Origin of the sequence: Lentibacter sp., assembly GCF_029254145.1 — a bacterium.
Taxonomy (GTDB): domain Bacteria; phylum Pseudomonadota; class Alphaproteobacteria; order Rhodobacterales; family Rhodobacteraceae; genus Lentibacter.
Genome location: NZ_JAQWYD010000111.1, coordinates 1 through 21510, shown reverse-complemented (window position 1 = coordinate 21510; position 21510 = coordinate 1). Strand labels below are relative to the sequence as shown.

The 21510-nt window shown below is 59.0% G+C and carries 22 protein-coding genes and 1 tRNA gene; 3 read left to right on the top strand and 20 right to left on the bottom strand.

What is annotated here, in order from left to right; all coding sequences use genetic code 11:
- Window positions 1–48 precede the first annotated feature (48 nt).
- Both P8O11_RS12620 and P8O11_RS12615 read right to left on the bottom strand, forming a co-directional pair.
- Complete coding sequence (locus tag P8O11_RS12620; protein WP_300294700.1) at window positions 49–1272, bottom strand: MFS transporter; 1224 nt, start codon at window positions 1270–1272, stop codon at window positions 49–51.
- 95 nt (window positions 1273–1367) lie between these two features.
- The gene (locus P8O11_RS12615) at window positions 1368–1973 is read right to left on the bottom strand and encodes a flavin reductase family protein (RefSeq protein ID WP_300294698.1); all 606 of its coding nucleotides are present in this window, start codon (window positions 1971–1973) and stop codon (window positions 1368–1370) included.
- 80 nt (window positions 1974–2053) lie between these two features.
- Between P8O11_RS12615 and P8O11_RS12610 the strand changes: the two genes are divergently transcribed.
- Both P8O11_RS12610 and P8O11_RS12605 read left to right on the top strand, forming a co-directional pair.
- Window positions 2054–2569 carry a GNAT family N-acetyltransferase gene (locus P8O11_RS12610; protein ID WP_300294696.1) on the top strand — a complete coding sequence of 172 codons (516 nt, stop codon included), beginning with the start codon at window positions 2054–2056 and terminating at the stop codon, window positions 2567–2569.
- Window positions 2570–2600: 31 nt separating this feature from the next.
- A complete protein-coding gene (locus P8O11_RS12605) occupies window positions 2601–3368 on the top strand; it encodes an EcsC family protein (protein WP_300294722.1) in 768 nt (255 codons plus the stop codon).
- Between the two features lie 104 nt (window positions 3369–3472).
- Here the strand turns inward: P8O11_RS12605 and ptsP are convergent, their stop codons facing one another.
- The 12 genes from ptsP to P8O11_RS12545 all read right to left on the bottom strand — a co-directional run bounded on the left by ptsP (window position 3473) and on the right by P8O11_RS12545 (window position 14539).
- Window positions 3473–5725 carry a phosphoenolpyruvate--protein phosphotransferase gene (ptsP, locus tag P8O11_RS12600; protein ID WP_300294694.1) on the bottom strand — a complete coding sequence of 751 codons (2253 nt, stop codon included), beginning with the start codon at window positions 5723–5725 and terminating at the stop codon, window positions 3473–3475.
- A 40-nt stretch (window positions 5726–5765) separates the two neighbouring features.
- Entirely contained in the window at window positions 5766–7004 is a 1239-nt protein-coding gene (locus P8O11_RS12595; RefSeq protein ID WP_300294692.1) for an aspartate kinase, read from the bottom strand.
- A gap of 84 nt (window positions 7005–7088) precedes the next feature.
- Complete coding sequence (locus P8O11_RS12590; protein WP_300294690.1) at window positions 7089–7736, bottom strand: SDR family NAD(P)-dependent oxidoreductase; 648 nt, start codon at window positions 7734–7736, stop codon at window positions 7089–7091.
- Complete coding sequence (locus P8O11_RS12585; protein WP_300294688.1) at window positions 7733–8152, bottom strand: DUF1178 family protein; 420 nt, start codon at window positions 8150–8152, stop codon at window positions 7733–7735. The genes P8O11_RS12590 and P8O11_RS12585 overlap by 4 nt, the downstream gene beginning before the upstream one ends.
- A 55-nt stretch (window positions 8153–8207) precedes the next feature.
- Window positions 8208–8705: an NUDIX hydrolase gene (locus tag P8O11_RS12580; protein ID WP_300294686.1), complete on the bottom strand. Its 498-nt coding sequence runs from the start codon at window positions 8703–8705 to the stop codon at window positions 8208–8210.
- A 97-nt stretch (window positions 8706–8802) separates the two neighbouring features.
- Window positions 8803–9600 carry a phytanoyl-CoA dioxygenase family protein gene (locus P8O11_RS12575; protein WP_300294684.1) on the bottom strand — a complete coding sequence of 266 codons (798 nt, stop codon included), beginning with the start codon at window positions 9598–9600 and terminating at the stop codon, window positions 8803–8805.
- Between the two features lie 163 nt (window positions 9601–9763).
- Entirely contained in the window at window positions 9764–10273 is a 510-nt protein-coding gene (gene msrA / locus P8O11_RS12570) for a peptide-methionine (S)-S-oxide reductase MsrA (protein ID WP_300294682.1), read from the bottom strand.
- Entirely contained in the window at window positions 10270–10716 is a 447-nt protein-coding gene (gene msrB / locus P8O11_RS12565; RefSeq protein WP_300294680.1) for a peptide-methionine (R)-S-oxide reductase MsrB, read from the bottom strand. The genes msrA and msrB overlap by 4 nt, the downstream gene beginning before the upstream one ends.
- A gap of 180 nt (window positions 10717–10896) precedes the next feature.
- Window positions 10897–10971 (bottom strand) — tRNA-Glu (locus P8O11_RS12560).
- A 101-nt stretch (window positions 10972–11072) separates the two neighbouring features.
- Window positions 11073–12815, bottom strand: a complete 1743-nt coding sequence (gene recJ, locus P8O11_RS12555) for a single-stranded-DNA-specific exonuclease RecJ (RefSeq protein WP_300294678.1) — start codon at window positions 12813–12815, stop codon at window positions 11073–11075.
- Window positions 12816–12873: 58 nt separating this feature from the next.
- A complete protein-coding gene (locus P8O11_RS12550) occupies window positions 12874–14160 on the bottom strand; it encodes a homoserine dehydrogenase (RefSeq protein WP_300294676.1) in 1287 nt (428 codons plus the stop codon).
- 79 nt (window positions 14161–14239) lie between these two features.
- On the bottom strand, window positions 14240–14539 hold the full coding sequence (locus tag P8O11_RS12545) for a hypothetical protein (protein ID WP_300294674.1): 300 nt from the start codon (window positions 14537–14539) through the stop codon (window positions 14240–14242).
- Between the two features lie 100 nt (window positions 14540–14639).
- Between P8O11_RS12545 and P8O11_RS12540 the strand changes: the two genes are divergently transcribed.
- Entirely contained in the window at window positions 14640–15230 is a 591-nt protein-coding gene (locus P8O11_RS12540) for a TetR/AcrR family transcriptional regulator (protein WP_300294673.1), read from the top strand.
- A 10-nt stretch (window positions 15231–15240) separates the two neighbouring features.
- Here the strand turns inward: P8O11_RS12540 and P8O11_RS12535 are convergent, their stop codons facing one another.
- The 6 genes from P8O11_RS12535 to P8O11_RS12510 form a co-directional block, all read right to left on the bottom strand.
- Complete coding sequence (locus tag P8O11_RS12535; protein WP_300294671.1) at window positions 15241–16173, bottom strand: glyoxylate/hydroxypyruvate reductase A; 933 nt, start codon at window positions 16171–16173, stop codon at window positions 15241–15243.
- Between the two features lie 15 nt (window positions 16174–16188).
- Entirely contained in the window at window positions 16189–17328 is a 1140-nt protein-coding gene (gene rodA / locus P8O11_RS12530; RefSeq protein WP_300294669.1) for a rod shape-determining protein RodA, read from the bottom strand.
- A complete protein-coding gene (mrdA, locus tag P8O11_RS12525) occupies window positions 17325–19244 on the bottom strand; it encodes a penicillin-binding protein 2 (protein ID WP_300294667.1) in 1920 nt (639 codons plus the stop codon). The genes rodA and mrdA overlap by 4 nt, the downstream gene beginning before the upstream one ends.
- 21 nt (window positions 19245–19265) lie before the next feature.
- Window positions 19266–19805, bottom strand: coding sequence for a rod shape-determining protein MreD (locus P8O11_RS12520; RefSeq protein WP_300294665.1), 540 nt, complete (start codon window positions 19803–19805; stop codon window positions 19266–19268).
- A complete protein-coding gene (gene mreC / locus P8O11_RS12515; protein WP_300294663.1) occupies window positions 19798–20700 on the bottom strand; it encodes a rod shape-determining protein MreC in 903 nt (300 codons plus the stop codon). Before mreC ends, P8O11_RS12520 begins: the two co-directional genes overlap by 8 nt.
- A gap of 32 nt (window positions 20701–20732) precedes the next feature.
- A partial coding sequence (locus P8O11_RS12510) for a rod shape-determining protein (RefSeq protein ID WP_300294661.1) occupies window positions 20733–21510 on the bottom strand: 778 nt, incomplete at its 5' end.

The window sequence follows — 21510 nt, the reverse complement described above, 5'->3', positions numbered from 1 at the left end:
GGGACCAGTCCCCCGCATCCCCTGGGATATTTCTGGAAAGAAAAAGGATCAGGATATGTCGCGGCTGCGGCCCAAGAGGCGGCCGATGGTGAAAGAGGTGCGTGGGGCGTAGATATAGGGCGTGCGTTCAGTCGGGCTTGAGCGGGAGCGCATGCGGGCGAGGCCGAAGATGGCGAGGCCTGCGTGGCCGACAGCGATCATGATGAAAAGGGCGGGTGGGCCGAAGGCTTCCATCAGATAGGAGGCTGCGAGGGGCGCGGCGATGGCGCCTGTGGCGAACCAGAACATAAGAGCGGCGGAGAGCTCGACACGCTCTTCTGAGGTTGCGAAGTCATGGGCGTGGGCAGCGGCGACCGAGTAGATCGGGAAGGTTGTGAGGCCGAAGAAGGCTGCGTTGAGCAAGATGCCTGTTGTGGTGAGGTCTTGCAGTAGGGCTGTTGAGGCGCAGCTTAGGATGGCTGCGAGGGAGAGCCAGATCAGCACCCAGCGTCGGTCGTATTTGTCGGCGAGCCAGCCGATGGGGTATTGGGCGAGCGCGCCCCCGAGGACAAATGCCGCAAGGAATGTGGCAATTTGGGTCACTTCCAGGCCCACCTCCTGGCCGTAAACAGGACCGACCATCCGAAATGAGGCCGAGCTGAGCGCGGCGACGACCACACCGACCGCAGCGAGGGGCGAGCGGCTCACCGCCAGCATCGGGCGCAGGCGCGGTGCATCTGGGGTTTCGGGCTGTGTTGCAGTTGTCAGGGTGAGCGGCAGAAGGGCCGCGCAGCAGAGCATCGCAAGGATCGAGTAGGACATGTAGTGGGCAGGGGCGAGAAAGCCGATCAGCAATTGGCTGAAAAGCGAGCCGCTCATATCGACGATGCGGTAGACGCCCATCGTACGGCCACGCGTTTCGTTGGTGACTTTGGCTTGAAGCCAGGCCTCGATCACAGTGTAGCAGCCCGCCACGCAGAGGCCCGAGGCCACGCGCATTATGGCCCAGGCATAAGGTCCGATGAGGATATAGTGCGCCAGAAGCGCTATTGCACCGAGCGCTGTAAACGCAGCAAAAGCGCGGCTGTGCCCGACCGAGCCCATGAGACGGGGGGCCCACCAGCAGCCAATAAAGAAACCCAGAAAATGCGCCGAACCCAAAAGGCCGATTTCGGCGCGCGAGAAGCCAAGGGCAATGCCCGAAAGCGCATCAAGCGGACCGACGCCGCCCGTTGAGAGCTGCAAGAGCGCCACTGACAGAAACAGGGCGGCGAAGGAAACAAGAAGGCGCATATTGCCTTCACCATCGCAGGGGCAGGCTTGAGCGCAAGCAGGTTTTCGACTTCAAGGTGTCGTATTTGCCTGCTTGCCCAGTTCGCTTTCGCAGCTCAGTCGTCGGGACGGGACAGCTCGAAGACCTCGCGCACGAGCGTATACTCGCGGTAGCCCATGCGGGCCAGCGGGGTAAAGCGGGTCGAGTCAAACTTCCCATCGACAATGCAATCGTCACGCATATGTATGCCAGTGACTTCGCCGATCACTACATAATTGGCGGCACCACGGCTTTTGTGAATGTCGACAAGCTTGCATTCCATTGCGGCGGGCGCGCCGTCAAGGCGGGCGCAGTCAATTGTTTCACATGCGGCGCGGCTCAGCCCTGCGTGATCAAACTCAGAAACACCTGCGGCCAAGGTTTGCGAGCTTGCGTTCATCGCGTCGGTTGCGGCTTCTTCAACGAGGTTCACACAGAAGACGCCGGTTTCGCGGATGTTGGCGAGCGTGTCTTTGGTTCCGTCGCGGTCTTCTTTCACGCCAGTCGAGGCGAACATGACCTGTGGTGGCTCATAGGCTGCGCCCGAAAAGAAAGAATAGGGCGCGAGATTGTCCACGCCAGCGCTGCCGCGTGTCGAAATCCAGGCGATCGGACGGGGAACAATCAGGGCATTAAACGGATTGTGCGGCAGGCCGTGGCCATCCTCTGGGCGGAAAAACATTGCGCGTGCTCCTTTGCAGTATTTGCCCCGTGCATAGCGGCGTGTTAGGGGCGTTTCCAGCGCAAAGGAGATTGCACCGCGTGATTAAGCTGAGCCCAGAGACGCCCGAGGAGGGCTGGGAAGTGGAAACTCTCTATGACCTGTGCTTTGCACCGGGGCGTGATGGCTTGTCCTCTTATCGCTTGCGCGACGGAGTGGCCCCTGTGGCGGGACTGAGCCATGTGGCGCGTGACGAGTTTGGCGAACTGGCGGGCGCTGTTCGCTATTGGCCGGTTCTGATTGAACCTGTGCAGACGAGCTCGGGGCGCGCGCAAGGCGTTCGTGCTTTGCTCCTTGGCCCTGTGGCGGTTCACCCGACACGTCAGGGTGAGGGCGTGGGCGGTTTGCTGATCCGCCAGAGCCTTGCCAAGGCGGGTGAGACGGGCTGGGCGCGGGTGATGCTGGTGGGGGATGCCCCCTATTATGCGCGCTTCGGGTTTACGCCGCTTGTAGGCGTTGAAATGCCACCACCAACCAACCCAGCTCGAGTCTTGGGATATGAGCTTGAGGCTGGCGCCTGGAGCGGGATCGTGGGGAAAGTGCAGAAGGACGCTTGAAAAAGCTGTGTCCGTGCCCGATCTCTTATCTATGAGCTATGGTATTGAAATTCTGGGCGCGCCCCTGCCTGACGCGGATGTCGAGGCGGAGCTGAGCGCTTTGGCGCGGCGCTATAAAGGCGCAGGCGGGCTGGTGATCGATTTGCTCAATACGGTAGGTGGACAGGCCGACGGGCTGCTGGAGCGGCTGCCACCACCTGTTAGGGCAGGGCTTGAAACGCAGACCACACGCGCTCTAGAGCTGGCTTTGGAGGCGGCGAGCCGCTCGCGTAAGACTGTGGCAGGCGAACCAAGCTGGATGACACGCGCGCTCACAACTGCGATGGGCGCGGCAGGTGGATTTGGCGGGCTACCCTCTGCCTTGGCTGAGCTGCCTGTGACGACAACAGTGCTCTTGCGCGCGATCCAGACTATTGCGCAAGAGCATGGCTTTGACACGCGGGAAGCCGCCGTCAAATACGATTGCATCACAGTTTTTGCAGTGGCGGGGCCGCTTGAGGACGATGACGGAGCCGATCTGGCATTTCTGTCAACTCGGCTGCTCGTCAACGGGGCGGCGGTGAGTGGGCTGATTGCGCGGATTGCGCCGCGGCTCTCTGTGGTATTGGGGCAGAAATTGGCCGCCCAGACTGTGCCTGTCTTGGGCGCGGCGGCTGGGGCGGCGACGAATTACGCATATACAAGCTATTATCAGGATATGGCGCATGTGCATTTCGGTTTGCGGCGTCTGTCGATCAATGCAGATCTTGGCCATGACGAGATACTCGCACGTTTCCGTGCCAAGATTGAACGCCCCTAAGCCTGCGACAGCTCTTTTTTCTTTCTGAAAATATCCTCGCCGAAGGCATAAATGTTGGCCGCCTGAAGGGCGGCCCGGGGCGACGCCAAAGGCGGCGCAAACTCTTAGTTCAGATTGCGCAGATATTCGACAACGGCGGGGCGCACGGATTGTTGGCCCTCTTGGGCGGCGGCCTCGATGAGCGCTTTTACGGCACCAAGATCGACGCGGCGCAGCAGGCTTTTGACAGGGCCGATTGAAGCGGGGCGCATGGAAAGGCTCCGCAGGCCAATGGCGGCGAGGCAGACGGCCTCGACGGGGCGCCCTGCGTCCTCTCCGCAAAAACTGAGCGCCGTCTCCGATGTGTTGCAGCGCTTCACAATGCCCTCAAGGAAGCTGAGAAAGCTGACATTGAGCGTGTCATAGCGGCGGCGGACGCGTTCGTTTTCGCGGTCTGCCGCGAAGAAGAACTGCTTGAGATCATTGCCGCCAATAGAGAGGAAATCGACCTCGTCAAAGAACTTGTCGGGTGCGAACGCGAGGGAGGGCGTCTCGAGCATGGCGCCGATTTCTAGGCTTGATGGCAGGGCGTGACCCAGAGCGCGCTCGCGGGCGAGGGCCTTGTCCATCTCAACACGTGCGGCGCGGTATTCTTCAAACTGTGCCACGAAAGGGAACATGACCGTTAAGGGCCTGCCATTGGCGGCGCGCAGGAGTGCTTGCAGCTGCATCCGCATGATGCCCGGTTTGTCGAGGCCCACACGAATTGCGCGCCAGCCAAGCGCCGGGTTTGGCTCGTCGTTGGGCTTCATATAGGGCAGGACTTTGTCGGAGCCGATATCAAGCGTGCGAAAGACCACGCGTTTGCCTTGGGCGGCATCTAGAACGCGGGCATAGAGTGCTGACAGTTCTGAGCGGCGCGGCATCTGGTTGCGCACGAGGAACTGAAGCTCTGTGCGAAAGAGGCCGACGCCTTCAGCGCCCGAGCTGTCGAGAGAGGGTAGATCGGCCATGAGGCCTGCGTTCATCGTGAGGGCGATGGTCTGTCCATCAAGGCTTGTGGCGGGTTTTTCGCGGATCGAGGTGTAGCGCTCTTGGGCTTGCGCCTGCATCGCGATTTTGTCGCGGAAGGCCGCGACCACAGTGTCATCGGGGCGCAGATGAGCGACACCTTGATCGCCGTCGACCATGATGTGATCGCCATTGAGCGCTTCTGTGGTGATGCGGGCCGCGTGGATGATCAGCGGGATCGCCAGCGCGCGGGCAACAATGGCAGCGTGGCTGCCGACGGAGCCTTCTTCGAGCACGATAGCCTTGAGCGAGCGGCCATAATCCAGCAGTTCGGCAGGCCCGATGTTGCGGGCGATCAAGACGGGATCAGGCGGCATTTCTGCCCCTGTTTCTAGCCCTTGGCCTGTCAGGATGCGCAGGAGGCGGTTGGAAAGGTCATCCAGATCGTGCAGGCGTTCGCGCAGATAGGCGTCAGTGACCTGTTGCATGCGGGCGCGGGCGGTGGACTGTTCTTTTTCAACGGCAGCTTCAGCCGAAAGGCCGCGACCGATGTCTTGCTCCATGCGGCTCATCCAGCCTTTGGAGTTGGCAAACATGCGGTAGGCTTCGAGCACATCGAGCTGCTCTTTGCCGCCGCCACGCGCGCCTGCGAGCATTTTATCGACCCCGACGCGCAGTTCTTCAACGGCCTCGCTGAGGCGTTCAAATTCGCGATGCGGGTCTTCGGCGATGGGATTGGTTACAACAACGCGCGGCTCGTGTAGCCAGACATGGCCCTCGGCAGCGCCTTCTTGTCCTGTCGCACCACGCAAAAGCACAGGCTGGGTGTGGCGTGCCGACAAGGCAGCGCCTTCACCAATGAAAGCACCAAGCTCAGCCATTTCGGCCAGAACCATCGCAACGACTTCAAGAGCGTCGACTTCTTCATCGGCGAATTGGCGGGCGTCTTTGGTCTGAACCACGAGCACGCCGAGCTTTTCACCAAGGCGTTGGATTGGCACGCCGAGGAAGCTTGAATAAATTTCTTCGCCCGTTTCTGGCATAAACCGAAAACCGCGCTCTGAGGGGGCGTCTGGCGTGTTGATCCGCTGCCCTTTGCGGGCCACAAGCCCGACAAGACCTTCGCCCATTTTCATGCGGGTTTGGTGTACGGATTCGGCCTTTAGGCCCTCTGTCGCGCAAAGTTCGAGCGTCTCTTCATCTCGGAAAAGATAAACCGAGCAAACCTCAGAGTGCATTTCTTCGGCGATCAGCTTGGTGATTGTATCAAGTCGCGTCTGGCCTGCGCTGTCTTCGGCCATAACCCCACGCAAACGGCCCAGCATTTGCCGGCTGTCTGTTTTGATTGGGTTTTGTTGTTCACTCATATCACAACGGGCCTTATATAATTAGGCCCAAGGCAGAATCTCAGGCCGCTTTCTCAAGCTCAAACGCATCATGCAGCGCTTGAACAGCAAGTTCCATGTATTTCCTGTCAATCAACACGGAAATCTTGATTTCTGACGTCGCAATAACCTTAATGTTTATTCCTTCATCAGAGAGCGTTTTGAACATCGTCGCGGCGACGCCTGACTGGCTGCGCATACCGATGCCAACCGCCGATACTTTGGCCACGTCTGTATCTGCAACGAGGTTGTGATAATTGATTGTGCCGCTTGTTTTGGCCTCTTCCATCGCCTTTTCGGCGCGCGCCACCTGTTCGGTGGGGCAAGAGAAGGTCATATCCGTGCGCCCATCTTCTGCGATGTTCTGAATGATCATATCGACGTTGATGCCTGCTTCGGAGAGCGGGCCGAAAATGGCGGCGGCAATGCCGGGGCGGTCGGCCACGGAGATCAATGTCATTTTGGCTTCATCGCGGGAATAGGCGATGCCTGATACGGGACGGTTTTCCATAACTTCCTCCTCATCGCAAACGAGCGTGCCCGCTTCGTCGGATTGTTCTTCAAATGAACTCAGAACCCTGAGCTTAACCTTGTAGCGCATCGCCAGCTCGACAGAGCGGGTTTGCAGGACTTTGGCACCAAGCGATGCCAGCTCAAGCATTTCTTCAAAGGCGATCTTGTCGAGTTTGCGCGCCTTGGAGGAGATGCGGGGATCTGTGGTGTAAACGCCATCAACGTCTGTATAAATATCGCAGCGCTCGGCTTTGAAGGCGGCCGCGAAGGCGACAGCTGTCGTATCAGAGCCGCCGCGGCCCAGCGTCGTGATGCGTCCTTCGGGGCTGACGCCCTGGAAGCCCGCGACAACGGCCACGCGCATGCCTTCGGCAAACTTGGCCTCGATATTGGCGGGGGGGATGTCTTCGATCCGTGCGGAGGCGTGTGCAGATGTGGTCTGCACAGGCACTTGCCAGCCCTGCCAAGAGCGTGCGGGAATGTCCATTTCTTGCAATGTCAGCGCCATGAGGCCTGCCGTGACGTTTTCGCCAGAGCTGACCACGGCGTCATATTCACGCGCGTCATAGAGCGGAGAGGTCTCGTTGACCCAGCCAACAAGCTCGTTTGTCTTGCCCGACATGGCCGAGACGATGACGATTACGTCATAGCCTTTGGCCACTTCGACGCCGACGCGCTTGGCAGCGCGGCGAATGCGGTCAAGGTTGGCGACGGACGTGCCGCCGAATTTCATCACCAGAACGGGCATAGGAGGCCTCACGAATTGCGTTCGGCGCGGTTTAATCGCTTGGAGAGGCGCACGCAAGGGTCTGATGCTGCGGCAAAGGGTGCTTTAGTAAGGGTGGTCGCGGCCATCCCATGTGCGAAAGCAGCCCGTTGTTTCAAGGCTGAGGGCATCAAACTCGCGGATCAGGCCTTCGGCGGACTGAGCCACATCAATATCGCCGCCATCGCCGCCCATATCCGTACGCACCCAGCCCGGGTGATAGGCGCCGACAGCGACGCCTTCAGGAGCAAGGTCGGCGGCCAGATTGCGCGCGAGATTGAGGGCCGCAGCCTTGGAACTTCGGTAGATATAGCTGCCGCCCGGAGCCTTGGTATCGCTGCCCATCTGGCTTGAAATGATTGCGATTTTTGGGGCGTCTGAGCGCATCAGATGCGGCAGGAAGGCCTGGACCGTAAGGAAGACGCCCGTGACATTGGTAGCGAAAGATTGCGCCCACATGTCGCTTGGGTAGCCGTCTTCCAGCGCTTGGCCTTTGTCGGGGTAAATGCCTGCGTTGCAAATCAGCAGGTCGACCGTTTCTTCGGCCATCGCGCTGGCGAGGGCTTTGACGCTGGCCGGGTTTGTCACATCAAGGGCGGCGTAGCCATTGCCGCTGCGCGCTGTGGCTGTGACAGTGTCGCCTGTGACGGCATAGAGCTCTGCGAGGCGTGCGCCAATTCCACGATTGGCACCTGTGATAAGAATATGGCTCAATTTGTACTCCGGTTCGGCTTGAAGGGCAGGGGCAGGACGGGCACGCCGTCTTCGATCAGCTTTTTGGCGTCTTCCATTTTTGCTTCACCATAGATGGCACGCTCCGGTGCGTCACCCAAGTGCATTTTGCGGGCTTCATCGGCGAATTTTGGGCCGACGTATTCGGAATTGGCCTCAACCTTCCTGCGCATTTCAGCCAAAGCCTGCTCTGCGGGGTGTGCAGGCGCAGTCAGCGCGCCTTTGTGTGTCTTGCTCGTGCTGACGCGCGGAGCCATGAGCGACTTTTGCACATCGGAAACGCCACAGACAGCGCAAGACACCATGCCTGCAGCGTGCAGTTTGTCGAAGGCTTCAGAGGACTGAAACCAGCTGTCAAAGCCGTGGCCATCGGCGCATTTGAGCGAGAAACTTATCATCTCGGTCCCTTAGGATTATTGGTTATAGATAAGCTATGTTGCGGCGCGTGCAAGCTTAGGCTGTGAGCAGGCGGGGATCAAATGTCTTGAGGATTTTCTTAAGCTCTGGTTCGGCGACTTTGCCTGCGGCTTTCTTGGGGGAAAACCACTTGCGGCGGCGCTGCTTTTTTTCGGGGTACTTCTTTTCCAAAGCGCTGACATGTACGGGGTAAACCAGCGCAATACAGGGCAGGCTCTCTTTGGGACCGATGTCTTTTTTGTAGGAAAAAAGGCCTAGGCAGCGGTCGTAAGCTGTGCCTTTGACGCCAGCCTCTTCCCATGCTTCTTGCAGAGCCGCTTGGGCGGGAGTTTTTTCGGCCATCGGCCAGCCCTTGGGGATGATCCAGCGTTGGGAACCACGGGATGTGATCAACAGGACCTCTGGCTCGCCCTTGCGAATGCGATAGCACAAGGCCGCAAACTGGCTGCGAACATCAGTTTTGCGCGCGCCTTTGAGGGCGATGGGCAGTTGTTTGGGGCCTTGAACGCTGATGGGCCTGTCTCTCTCGGTCAATTCACTGCTTCCGTTTTAAGGAAATTGTGAATCAATTCGAGCGGGAAGGCCAGTGTTTCGTTTCAGGACCGTCGAATTTGGTCCTCATGCGAGTAGATTAGCGGCGATAAATCACAGGAAACCAGTCTTCGCGCAGGCGCTCGCCTTCGTTCATCCCATGTTCGGGAAAGGGGGGAGATGTCGGGCCAGGGCGCTCGACGTAGCGAGCATCATCTCCCAGAAGGCGCAGGGAGAAGGCGCGGCGGCGTGTCTGGCTGGTGTTGCCACGCGCGCCGTGCAGGATCGCATAGTTGAAGGCCACAGCGTCGCCAGGCTCCATTTCCCACTCACGGATATCCATTCCCTCAGCCTCAGGGTCAGGAACGGGCATGTAATCGTCCTTATTTGGAAAATAGCTTTCGTTTGCCACCCAACGCATTGGCATTACGGGCTTTTCCCACGCGTGGCTTCCTGCAACGCAGCGCAGGGCTGCCTCCTTGACGGGATCAAGCGGGGACCAAAAACTGACATTTTGCACGCCATCCACGAAGTAGTACGGCCCGTCCGTGTGCCAAGGCGTTGCCATCGAGGTGCCGGGCTCCTTGACGAGAATGTGGTCATGAAACACCTGCGTGCTCTGGCTGCCCATCAGATCGGCTGCGACTTCGGCAGCAGGCGATTTTTCGATCACCTCGGCAAATTCTTCGATGCGCTGCCAGTTGCAATAGTCATCAAAGAAGCGCCCTGTTTCGCCTTCTTTTTTGTTTTCGGAGGCAAAAGGCCCCGGCTCTTCCATGTTGCGCGCAACGCCTTTGCGCAGCGTCTCGACATGCTCTTTGAAGAGGCCACGAATGACGATGACCCCGTCGCGTTGGTAGGTGTCGATCATGTCTTGGGTGAGAAGCGGATGTGGCATGGAGGACTCCTTGAGCTGCTGTTGGACAGCTTTGATGGCGCTGGCGCTCTTGTCAATCAGGCAAAAATGCGTTACTGAAACGATATAAAATTGTTTTCTATCAGATAGATACAACGAATTTATAAACTTCTGCGCGAAGATTTATTGCGCAGAGGTTTATAGCTTATTCGGCCGCTGTACGCTTGGGCAAGACCCAGTCAGGGCGGATGAAGTGACAGGTATAACCGTTTGGAATCCCTTCCAGATAGTCTTGGTGCTCGGGCTCTGCCTCCCAGAATGCACCCACGGGCTCAAGTTCTGTGACGACGCGATCTGGCCAGAGGCCAGAGGCGTTTACGTCAGCAATAGTGTCGAGCGCGACAGCTTTCTGGGCCTCGTCAGCGTAGTAAATGGCAGAGCGATAAGACATGCCACGATCATTGCCTTGGCGGTTTTCTGTGGTCGGATCGTGAATCTGAAAGAAGAATTCCAAGAGCCTGCGATAGCTGATTTTTTCGGGGTTATACACAACCTCGATCCCTTCGGCGTGGGTGCCGTGGTTTTTGTATGTCGCGTTCTCGACATCGCCGCCTGTGTAGCCCACGCGCGTGCTGATAACTCCGTCCATTTTGCGGATCAGGTCTTGCATGCCCCAAAAGCAGCCGCCTGCGAGTGTTGCGGTTTCGGTTATCATGATGCGCCCTCCACTTGGGTTAAATAGGCGCCATAGCCCTCTGCTTCCATTTCGTCTTTAGGAACAAAGCGTAAGCTGGCGGAATTGATGCAATAGCGCAGGCCGCCCATCTCGCGGGGGCCATCCGGAAACACATGACCGAGGTGGCTGTCGCCATGGGTCGAGCGCACTTCGGTGCGGATCATGCCATGGGTCATGTCGCGCAGCTCTTCGATATTCGCTGGCTCGACTGGCTTGGCAAAGCTTGGCCAGCCGCAGCCCGATTCGAACTTCTGGGATGAGGTAAAGAGCGGCTCGCCCGAAACGATATCCACATAAAGCCCAGCTTCGAAGTGATTGTTATACTTGCCGGTAAAGGGCCGCTCGGTGCCGCTCCCTTGGGTGACGAAACGCTCTTCCTCGGTGAGGGCAGCGAGCGCCTCGGGTGTTTTTTGGTAGGTCATGGCTGTGCTTCCCATCTGTCGCGATTAGGCATGAATGTGGGCATCATTGCAGGCTTTGCCAAGGGCAGAACGTGATTGTGATGGCGTATTAGACTGCCGGCGGCAAACTGCTTCGCTTGATCTTATTTTATCACTGAAAGCCGCTGGTATGCCGTGTACTGCTTTCTGGTTAGAAAGCTGTGGTACCCCGTAGGGGAGTCGAACCCCTCTTTTCAGGTTGAAAACCTGACGTCCTAACCGATAGACGAACGGGGCATAACCAGCCGTGAGGCGGGTAATATGGAATGTGGCTTCTCTGCGCAAGCAGAAATTTGCGCTCTTTTTCAATTTTTTTTGTAGCCCTTAAAACAGGGCTTTCAGTGCGCGGGTGCGGCGTCGTCAAGGCGCAGTTGCACGCTGGTACGACCCTGCCATGTGTTCAACTCGAGCCGTCCCGCGAGGTGAAACCGTGCACCGCCGTGATTCTGCAGGGTGGGTCCGAGGGCCGTATCAAAGGCGCCAAAGGCGATGGCGTCAAGGCGTGGGCCTGTGCCGTCAGAGAACGTAATTTTGAGATGGCCCGTACCGATCTGCTTGGCGAAGTGGATTACGCAATCGGGAAAGGCAAAGCGGGGACCAGCGGCAGACGCACCATAAGGACCAGCGTCGTCGAGCTGCTCGACAAGCTGTTGGTTGGCCGCTCCGGGCATCAATGCGCCGTCAAGTTTGAGGTCTGATGGTCCGAGCGCGCCTGCGCCTTGTTCGTCTAGAAGCTCCGAAAGACGGGCCATTGCGGGCTCGAGCTGTTCACGGCTGAGCGAGAGACCAGCGGCCATTTTGTGTCCGCCGCCTTTTTCGATCATGCCGTCCATGGCGAGGCGCTGGATGCTTGCGCCGAGATCGATGCCTGAGACAGAGCGGCCAGAGCCTTTGCCTTCGTCACCATCAAAGCCGATCACAACAGCGGGACGGCCTGTGGCTTCTTTGAGGCGGGAGGCGACGATACCGACAACGCCCGCGTGCCAGCCTTCACCTGCGGCCCAGACGAGGGGGGCGTCAAAGCCGCGCTCTTCGGCTTGGGCGAGGGCGGCGGCGCGGACTTCTTCTTCAATCGCGCGGCGCTCGGAATTGAGCATGTCGAGCTTTTCGGCCAGCGCGCTGGCTTCGTGAGGGTCTCGGCAAGACAGCAGCCGTGCGCCAAGATCGGCTTGGCCAATGCGCCCGCCTGCGTTGATCCGTGGTCCGAGGACGAATCCGAGGTGATAGGCTTTGGGCGCAGTATCAAGGCGGCCCACATCTGACAGCGCGACAAGACCAATGCGCGCACGGCGGGCCATGATTTTCAGGCCCTGCACCACAAAGGCACGGTTTACGCCGATAAGGGGCGCGACATCGGCCACTGTGGCCAGCGCGACAAGATCAAGCATAGAGATCAGGTCTGGGCCTTTGTCGCCGCGCTCGCGCAGGATACGGCCTGCATCGACCAGTGTGAGAAAAACCACAGCGGCGGCGCAGAGATGGGCGAGATCGCCTGTTTCGTCTTGCCTGTTCGGGTTGACCACAGCGAGAGCGGGGGGAAGCGTTTCGCCGCCGAGGTGGTGATCTAGCACGATGATATCTGTGCCTGTTGCGGCAGCGAGCGCCTCATGGCTGAGCGTTCCACAATCAACACAGATAATAAGCGAATGGTCCGCTGCCAGCATTTCCATGGCGGGAGCGTTGGGGCCGTAGCCTTCGTCAATTCGGTCAGGGACATAGAGCGTTGCGTCATGCCCCAGTTCACGAAACCAGTCGATGAGCAGCGCGGCAGAGGTTCCGCCATCGACATCATAATCGGCAAAAATGGCCACGCGCTCGCGTCCATCGAGGGCGCGCACGATGCGGGCGGAGGCGCGCTCCATGTCTTTGAGGGAGCGCGGATCTGGCATGAGCTCGCGCAGTTGGGGCGCGAGGAAGCCTGCGGCCTCCTGTGCGCTCACACCACGACGCGCAAGGACTTGCGCCAGTGCGCGGGGTAGGTCGGTGTCTTGTACAATCAGCTCAGCGGCGCGCTCAAGCCCGACTGTTGGCCCGAGCCATTTGCGCCCTGTCAGGGAAGTCTCAACGCCTAAAAATGCCATGCTCTGCCTGCTTGTTGCCGCTTGTGCCCAGTGTGGCCCAAAGCGGTTGTGGGCGCAATCAGACGTCTTCGATGCGCAGGGCGACAGGCTTGCCCACGATCACATCAAGCGCGTCCATCGCGGCGAGCGCGGCCTGAAGATCAGCGTGAGCTGACTTATGCGTGACGATCAGCACGGGTGCGGATGTATCAGCATGGCCGTATTGGCGCATCCGGTCAATTGAGACGCCCGCGTTGCCAAGAGCTGTTGCGACTTTGGCGAGCGCACCAGGCTTATCGAGCAGTGAGAACCGCAGGTAGTAGGGTGCGGGAGCTGACGAGGTAGCGACTGTTGCGGCGACAAGCTCGCGCGCGGGGCGGCCGAAAATTGCAGGGCGAATGCCGCGCGCAATATCCATAACATCGCCCATGACGGCGCTGGCTGTGGGGCCTTCGCCCGCTCCAGGGCCACGCAGAACGACTTGTTCGACCTGATCGCCCTCAAGGACGACCATGTTTGTGCCGCCTTCGAGCTGGCCGAGAGGCGATGTATCGGGAACAAGGCAGGGTGTCATGCGTTGCTCAAGGCCACGAGCTGTCATACGCGCCACCCCGAGGAGCTTGATGCGGTAGCCCATGTCTGCTGCTTGGTTGATATCTTCCAGAGTGATCTCGCCGATGCCCTGAAGCTGCACACCGTCAAAGTTGACCTGCGTGCCAAAGGCGATGGAGGAGAGGATCGCGAGCTTGTGGCCCGCATCGATCCCGCCGACGTCAAGGTTTGGGTCGGCCTCAAGATAGCCAAGTGCGCTCGCTTCTTCAAAGAGGGCGTTGTAGCCTTGGCCTGTGGCCTGCATCCGCGTCAGGATATAGTTGCAGGTGCCGTTCATGACGCCCATGACGCGGGTCATCTCATTGCCTGCAAGGCCTTCCAGAAGTGTTTTGATAACAGGAATACCGCCAGCGACGGCGGCCTCAAAGCGGATCACGGCGCCTTTGTCTTCGGCGGCGAGCGCGAGGGCTTGGCCGTGATGGGCGAGCAGGGCTTTGTTGGCGGTGACAACGTCTTTGCCAAGAGCGAGTGCGGCTTCAGTGGCGTCTTTGGCGGAGCCTTCTGAACCGCCCATCAACTCAACGAAAACATCAACATCATCGCGTTTGGCGAGAGCGACAGGATCATCTTCCCATGCGTAATCTGACAGGTTTACACCACGGTCTTTGTCGCGCGAGCGGGCGGAGACTGCAACGATCTCGATCGGGCGGCCTGCGCGTGCGGCGAGGAGCTCTGATTTCTGACGCACGATCTTGACGACGCCTGCGCCGACGGTTCCAAGGCCTGCGATGCCCAAACGGAGGGGTTTTGTCATGGGAATGCTGCCTTTTGCCTGAGTTTGCTGTGTTGCTTAGCGATTTAGCCGCTAACGCGCGGGCTTGCAATGTGGGTTATCAGCCCTCTTGCGCAGGCAGAATTACACCCGCCCGCATACGTGCCCTGTCGGATCCGCTGACGATACTGCCCGAGAGGCGGGCGGCGCGGGCGCGCAGGGCCGCGACGCGGGCATTGACGGATGCGGCTGTTGTCGCTGTCGCCTGTGGCGGAGTTTGGAGTGCTTCGAGCTCGGAGGTGGGCGCGAGGGCGGGGTAACCGGCCGCTTTCATCTCACTGGTCAGCGCTGCATCAAGCTCGGGAAACTCGGCGCAGGCCGTGAGAGACAGGACAAGAACAAAGGCAAGAGACGCGCGCATGGGGGGCTCCGAGGGGCTTTTGATACAGGTGATGCCTTAGAGGGGGCAAAAGCGCAAGCAAAGGGTTTGATTTGAACGATTGTTCAGTTAAACATGGCCTATGGCGCGTACTCAAGGCTCACATTCTGACATCACTGGTCCGCGCATTCGCGCGGCAGCGCGGGTGCTGTTTGCACGTCACGGTTATGCCGCAGTGTCGATGCGCCAGATTGCGAGCGAGGTCGGGCTACAGGCGGGTGCGCTGTACAACTACACGGCGGACAAACAGAGCCTTTTGGCAGAGTTGATGCGCGAGCATATGGACGATCTGCTTGAAGCGCGTGCAGACGTGAACTCACCCGCAAAAGAACCACTGGAGGCGCTGGCGGAATTTGTGCGCTTTCATATCGGATTTCACATTGAGCGGCCTGACGAGGTTTTTATCGCCTATATGGAGCTGCGCGCACTTGCGCCTGAAAATTTTGCCCAGATCGAAGGCTTGCGGCGTCAGTATGAAAACGAGCTTGAGGGCATTTTGCGGCGCGGAGCCGAGGCAGGTATCTTTGTCTTTGAAGACGCCAAGATCACCACGCTGGCTGTGATTGCCATGCTTACGGGTGTGAACACATGGTACCGCCAAGGCGGGCGCCTCAGCCTTGAAGAGGTTGAGGATATTTACTGGAATATGGTGCGCCGCGCTGTCGGGGCTTGATCCTGGACAGCTAGTACCCCGCTGCGCGATCGACGAGATGTAGGAGCGGCTCGCCGGCCTCATTGCGGCGGATGTTTTCAGCAACAACTTCGGCACATGTTTCGGCGCGGGTTTCGGCGGCCATGTGGGGCGTCACGGTCACGTTTGGATGCGCCCAATAGGGATGATCCTGCGGCAGCGGCTCGACGCGAAACACATCAAGCGTGGCGTGGGCGATCTGGCCGCTGTCCAGCGCTGTGAGGAGGGCATCATCGTCAATCAATGGGCCACGGCCCGGGTTGATGATGAAGCTGCCACGGGGCATGAAGGCCAAACTTTCGGTATTGAGGATATTTTGTGTTGCGGGTGTTGAGGGCAGCAGCAGGATACAAATCTCGCCATGCGCCAGTGCCGCTTTGAGACCGTCTGCGCCTGAATAACAGGTGATTTTGTCATGCGTCTTGGGACTGCGCGACCAGCCCGCAACATTGAAACCAAGCTGAACAAGCGCTTCGGCGCAAGCGAGACCGAGCTCGCCAATACCGAGGACTGTCACACCGCGGTCGCGGCTGAGCGGCGGAGTGGCAGGGGCCCACTCATGGGCGGGGTTCACAATCTGGGCGTCCATCCCGAGATGATGCCGCAGGGTGTGGCCGACAACCCATTCGACCATGCCTTGCTGAAGGCCGAAATCAACCATGCGGGTGAGGGGCACTTTGAGCGTTTCGTTGCTCGTGATGGCTTCGACGCCGGCCCAGAGATTAAGAACAGCTTTGAGGCGGGTGAAGGGCGTGAAATCCTTCACATCGGAATTGGGCGCGTAGACGATGTAGTCGACCTCTTCGGGGGCGATATCGAGCGCAAAATGCACATCCAGCCCTGCGGCTTTGAGCGCTTCGGGGAGCACATCTTTATATTGGTCCCAGCGCTCGGGGCGCGCGGCGAAGAGAGCGTTGAGTGTCATTGGACGCCTTATTGTTTAACGTGGTTTGTGGACATGCGCGCTTTGGACGAGGCCGAAGGCAACCATGAGCACGAGCATCGCAGAGCCGCCGTAAGACACAAGCGGAAGTGGCACGCCGACAACGGGGATGAGCCCCATAACCATCGCCATATTGACCGAGAAGAACAAAAAGAAGGTCATGGCGACGCCGAGTGTGAGCAGGGCGCCGTAGCGGTTGGCATTGTTCACGGCAGAAATAATACAGAAGATGATGATCAGAGCGTAGAGCATGAGGAGGGCCGCCGCGCCGACGAAGCCGAACTCTTCGGAGAGAGTTGTGAAAATAAAGTCGGTGTGTTTTTCGGGGAGGAAATTGAGGCGGCTTTGCGTGCCTTGCATGAAGCCGCGCCCTGTCCAACCGCCAGAGCCAAGCGCGATCTTGGATTGGGTGATGTGATAGCCAGCATCGAGCGGATCGGCGGCGGGATCAAGGAAGGTGTCGATGCGACGGTATTGGTAATCCTTGAGAAGCTGCCATGCGGTCCCGCGTGATTGGAAGACCGCCGTGATGAGCGAGACGCCTGCCGCGATCACGGCGGCGAAATAGGCCCAGTGCACGCCCGCCATAAACATAACCGCGCCCCCCCCCGCGAGCAGCAGGATCGAGGTTCCGAGATCGGGCTGGTTGAGCACGAGCGCTGTGGGCAGCATGATCAGGCCGACGGGAATGGCGACCCAGAGCGGATGTGATATTTTCTTGAGTGGCAGCCAGTCGTAATAGGCAGCGAGCAGCATCACCAGCGTGATTTTCATGAGCTCGGAGGGCTGAAGGCGCATGAACCCAAGGTTGATCCAGCGTTGTGCGCCCATGCCGACCTCACCAAACAGTTCGACGGCCAGGAGCAGGATCAGCGAGATCGTGTAGGCGACGGCGGAAACATTGCGCCAAAACCAGATCGGGACCATTGCGACGACGATCATGGCAAAGAAGCCTGCGCCAAACCGCTTTATCTGAGGCTCGGCCCAGCGCTCAATGTTGCCGCCTGCGACGGAGTAGAGCATGAGGAAGCCAATGCTTGCGACCGCGACGAGCAGCAAGGCAAGTGGCCAGTTCAGATAGAGAACTTTGCGCGGCCCTGTCGGGACATATTTGACGTTATACTCAAGATAACTCATGCGCGCTCTGGCTCCTCGCCTTGGGGGGGCGGGCGCATTTCGCGCAGGCGTTTTTGCTGGGCCGAAATGCGGCCACGGTCGCGTGCGGGGTAGGCAGAGAGGGGCGGATCTTCGCCGTAGAGGGCCTGCAAAGTGATGTCTCGCGCGATGGGCACGGCAGTGGAAGACCCCCCGCAGCCATGCTCAACCACGATCGAAACAGCGATGCGGGGGTTGTCATAGGGCGCGTAGTTTACGAACAGCGCATGATCGCGTTGCCGCCACGGGACTTCGTCACATTTTACGCGGCGCGAGATCACTTGGGAGGTTCCTGTTTTGCCTGCCATCTGGTGGTCTGGGGAGGTGATACGGCTGCTGCGGGCTGTGCCGCTGCCGTGGTTTACGACCTCATACATGCCTTTACGGATCTGGCGCAGGTGGTTTTCATTGAGGCCCATGGGCGCGCCTGCACCGCTGGGTTGCTCGACACCATCAATGGTTTTGATCAAGCGTGGCGTGACAGCGCGCCCTGTGGCGAGGCGGGCTGTCATCACAGCAAGCTGGAGCGGACTCGCAAGGACAAAACCCTGACCGATGGAGGCGTTGACGCTGTCACCGATCACCCAGTCCTCGCCTTTGACGCGGTTTTTCCACTCTTTGGTTGGCGCGAGGCCCTCGGCGACAGCAGACATAGGGATATCGTGGCGCTCGCCGATACCGAGGCGGCGGGCCATTTCGGAGATCCGCTCGATGCCTGTTTCCAATGCGAGTTCGTAAAAATAGACATCACAGCTTTCGCGCAGGGAGCGCACGAGATCGACATTGCCGTGGCCTGAGCGTTTCCAACAGCCGAACTTCTGGGAGTAAACCTCAAGGTGGCCTTTGCAGCGGTAGGTGTCTTCTGAGTTCACAATGCCGGCTTCGAGCGCGGCGAGGGCCGTGACCATCTTGAAAGTCGAGCCTGGCGGATATGTCCCTTGAACGGATTTGGACACAAGTGGGCGGTGATCATCCTCGATCAGGCCGTTGTAATCATTGACGGAAATTCCATTTACAAAGAGATTTGGATCAAAAGCGGGTGAGGACCCGATGGCCAGAAGATCGCCGCTCTCGCAATCAATCACAACGGCGGCGGCACTTTCGGAGCCGAGGCGCGCTTGGACATAGTTTTGCAGCATGTGGTCGATGGTGAGCTGGATGTCGGCACCCGGTTTGCCTTCTTGGCGGCCCAGCTCGCGCACCTCACGGCCTGAAGCGTTTACCTCAAGGCGCATTGTGCCAGCCTTGCCGCGCAGCTCTTCTTCTTCGCGTGCTTCCAAGCCTGTTTTGCCGATCTGGAAGCGGGGCAGATTGAGCAGCGGATCAGGATTTTCGATGCGGGAGAGATCATAGTCGGAGACAGGGCCAACATAGCCGATCACATGGGTGAAATCCGCACCAAGCGGATAGTGGCGCGAGAGTGCGACCTGTGGCTCGATTCCAGGGAGGGCGGGAGCATTGGCGGCGACGCGGGCGAGCTCTTCCCATGTGACTTTTTCTGCAATGGTAACCTGCGTATCGCCGCGGCGCTTCTTAAGTTCGACCCGAGCCTCGGCCACAAGCTCTGGATCAAGCTGAATCAGCTGTCCGAGGCGGGCGATGGTTTCATCGATGTCGCCTGCGTCTTCGCGGGTGATGGTGACACGGTAGCTCTGAACGTTTTGCGCCAGTGGACGCCCCGTACGGTCAAAGACCTGACCACGGGCGGGCGGAATCAAGCTTATTTTGATACGGTTTTCTTCCGCCAGAAAGCGGAACTGGTCGGATTCTTGCACCTGAAGGTAATGCATGCGCGCGCCCAAGACGCCGACAAGCCCCGCCTGAATGCCGCCCACCAGAAGGGTGCGGCGGCTGACGATGGCCTGACTTGTCTGCTTTTCATTGGTACTTTTACGCATGTTTCACCTTAGAACCGTCTGTCAGAGACGCTGGCCAAGGGCGTTGACCTCGCCCAGTGTCGGCTTTCTCAGACCTAAGAATACCCAAGAAACGCCGATGACAACAGGGTAGATCAAAATTGTGAACAGGATTTGGACCAGTGCTGTGGAGAGCGCGAAGGACTCAACCAGCAAGAGCATCAAAATAAGTCGATAGCCAATGATGACTGCGGAAATGGCCATTGAGGCTGTTATCCATTCGACTGAAAAAGGCGTGTTTCGCAGTTGAGAGGCGCGGGCCTTGAGCATTTCGACGGCGACGAGCGCTATTGCGGCAAAGAGACCAGGCGGGCGGCTCATCATCAGATCAGCAAAGAGCATCACGAGCCCGATCAGCAGGGCGGGCACAAACTCGGGCCGACGCAATGCCCAGCAAAACGCGAGTGCGAGAATAATATCAGGCGCGGCGAGCGTGCTGGGAAGGGTGCTGAGCGGCAGCAGATGAAGGAAAATCACGCCAACACTGAGCAGAATAAACATCGTGCGCATGAACCAGAGGCGGCTGACCGTGTTTTCAGTCATTTGCGGCGGCCTCTGTGGCAGCAGTTTCTGGAAGGACCTCGGGCAGGACCATGCGACCGGGATCGGAGATGCGCTCAGTTCCGTAATTGCGCAGAATGCGCAGGAATTCGAGGCGCTCGTAGTCTGCGGCAAGGCGCACACGCATCCGCCCGCCCGTGTCCACAGCGATATGGCCGATCAGAACGCCAGAGGGAAAGACATCGCCGTCTCCTGAGCTGACAACGCGGTCGCCCGGGCGGATCAAGTCACGGTTTTCGACAAAGTCGATGGGCGGCGCGAGCGTATTGTCACCGATGATCAGGCCACGCTGACCAGAGGGCTGCACTGTCACGGGGACACGTGAACTTGCGTCCGTGAGCAGAAGAACGCGAGAGGAGCGCTCACCGACCCCGGAGACGCGCCCGACAAGCCCGATCCCGTCCATTGCCGCCCAGCCATCAAGGATCCCGTCGCGCGCGCCCACATTGATCAGCACAGATTGGCGATAGGGCGAGCCGCTGTCAGCGAGCACATTGCCCGAGATCGAGGTTAGGCGTGGATCAAGACGGACATTATTGAGGTCCAGCAGGCGGGCGTTTTCCTGCTCCAGTTGCAGGGCGGCCTCTTTCCAGCTTTCCATGCGCTGAAGCTCACGGCGAAGCTCCTGGTTTTGTTCATAAATTTTGCGGTAGCTTTGAAAGTCCTTGATCAGATTGGCGGCGCCTGTGACCGGTGCGAAGGCCCAGTCAAAATTGGGCACAACACGGTCGATTACCGCGATGCGGAAGCGCTCAACGCGAGGGCTATCAATGCGCCAGAGGATAAAGATCCCGACCAGAACCAACATCAGAACAACCAGTATCAGCCGCTTGAGCGGGCCTGAAAAGTCTTCGGTTCTGAGCGGTTCATGTGCCAATTGGAGCCTTTCCTAGCAAGGCGCGGCGCGCGTCAGCTGTCGTAGTCGATCGCGTGAGCCAGTTGCTTTTCAAACTCAAGCGCTTTGCCTGTACCAAGCGCAACGCAGTTGAGGCTTTCATCTGCGATCGAGACGGCGAGGCCTGTTTGCTCGCGCAGGGCAAGATCCAGATCGCCCAAAAGCGCACCACCGCCTGTGAGCATAACGCCGCGATCAACGATATCCGCTGCAAGATCGGGCGGGGTTGCCTCAAGCGCTGTCATGACGGCTTCGCAAATCTGCTGGACTGGCTCAGAGAGCGCTTCGGCGATCTGGGCTTGGCTGATTTCGGTTTCTTTGGGTACGCCTGTGAGAAGGTCGCGACCGCGCACCTGGATCGAGGTTCCACGGCCATCGTCTGGCATACGCGCTGTGCCGATTGTTGTTTTGATGCGCTCGGCTGTGCTTTCGCCCACGAGCAGGTTTTGCTGGCGGCGCAGGTAGCTGATGATGGCCTCGTCCATACGGTCACCGCCGACGCGCACAGAGCGGGCGTAGACGATATCGCCCAGTGAGAGAACCGCGACTTCTGTTGTTCCGCCGCCGATATCCACAACCATGTTGCCTGTCGGGTCAGTGATTGGCATGCCTGCGCCGATGGCGGCAGCGATAGGCTCTGCGATCAAGCCGCAGCGGCGCGCGCCTGCACCGAGAACAGACTGGCGAATGGCGCGCTTTTCAACGGGTGTCGCGCCGTGAGGCACACAGACGATGACTTTGGGCTTTGAAAATGTTGAGCGCTTGTGAACCTTGCGGATGAAATGTTTGATC

Excerpts from the sequence above, each read along its gene's own strand:
- P8O11_RS12620 (WP_300294700.1), bottom strand. The coding sequence starts at position 1,272 with ATGCGCCTTCTTGTTTCCTTCGCCGCCCTGTTTCTGTCAGTGGCGCTC.
- P8O11_RS12615 (WP_300294698.1), bottom strand. The coding sequence starts at position 1,973 with ATGTTTTTCCGCCCAGAGGATGGCCACGGCCTGCCGCACAATCCGTTT.
- P8O11_RS12605 (WP_300294722.1), top strand. The coding sequence starts at position 2,601 with ATGAGCTATGGTATTGAAATTCTGGGCGCGCCCCTGCCTGACGCGGAT.
- ptsP (WP_300294694.1), bottom strand. The coding sequence starts at position 5,725 with ATGAGTGAACAACAAAACCCAATCAAAACAGACAGCCGGCAAATGCTG.
- P8O11_RS12595 (WP_300294692.1), bottom strand. The coding sequence starts at position 7,004 with ATGCCCGTTCTGGTGATGAAATTCGGCGGCACGTCCGTCGCCAACCTT.
- P8O11_RS12585 (WP_300294688.1), bottom strand. The coding sequence starts at position 8,152 with ATGATAAGTTTCTCGCTCAAATGCGCCGATGGCCACGGCTTTGACAGC.
- P8O11_RS12575 (WP_300294684.1), bottom strand. The coding sequence starts at position 9,600 with ATGCCACATCCGCTTCTCACCCAAGACATGATCGACACCTACCAACGC.
- msrA (WP_300294682.1), bottom strand. The coding sequence starts at position 10,273 with ATGATAACCGAAACCGCAACACTCGCAGGCGGCTGCTTTTGGGGCATG.
- msrB (WP_300294680.1), bottom strand. The coding sequence starts at position 10,716 with ATGACCTACCAAAAAACACCCGAGGCGCTCGCTGCCCTCACCGAGGAA.
- recJ (WP_300294678.1), bottom strand. The coding sequence starts at position 12,815 with ATGGCATTTTTAGGCGTTGAGACTTCCCTGACAGGGCGCAAATGGCTC.
- P8O11_RS12550 (WP_300294676.1), bottom strand. The coding sequence starts at position 14,160 with ATGACAAAACCCCTCCGTTTGGGCATCGCAGGCCTTGGAACCGTCGGC.
- P8O11_RS12545 (WP_300294674.1), bottom strand. The coding sequence starts at position 14,539 with ATGCGCGCGTCTCTTGCCTTTGTTCTTGTCCTGTCTCTCACGGCCTGC.
- P8O11_RS12540 (WP_300294673.1), top strand. The coding sequence starts at position 14,640 with ATGGCGCGTACTCAAGGCTCACATTCTGACATCACTGGTCCGCGCATT.
- P8O11_RS12535 (WP_300294671.1), bottom strand. The coding sequence starts at position 16,173 with ATGACACTCAACGCTCTCTTCGCCGCGCGCCCCGAGCGCTGGGACCAA.
- rodA (WP_300294669.1), bottom strand. The coding sequence starts at position 17,328 with ATGAGTTATCTTGAGTATAACGTCAAATATGTCCCGACAGGGCCGCGC.
- mrdA (WP_300294667.1), bottom strand. The coding sequence starts at position 19,244 with ATGCGTAAAAGTACCAATGAAAAGCAGACAAGTCAGGCCATCGTCAGC.
- P8O11_RS12520 (WP_300294665.1), bottom strand. The coding sequence starts at position 19,805 with ATGACTGAAAACACGGTCAGCCGCCTCTGGTTCATGCGCACGATGTTT.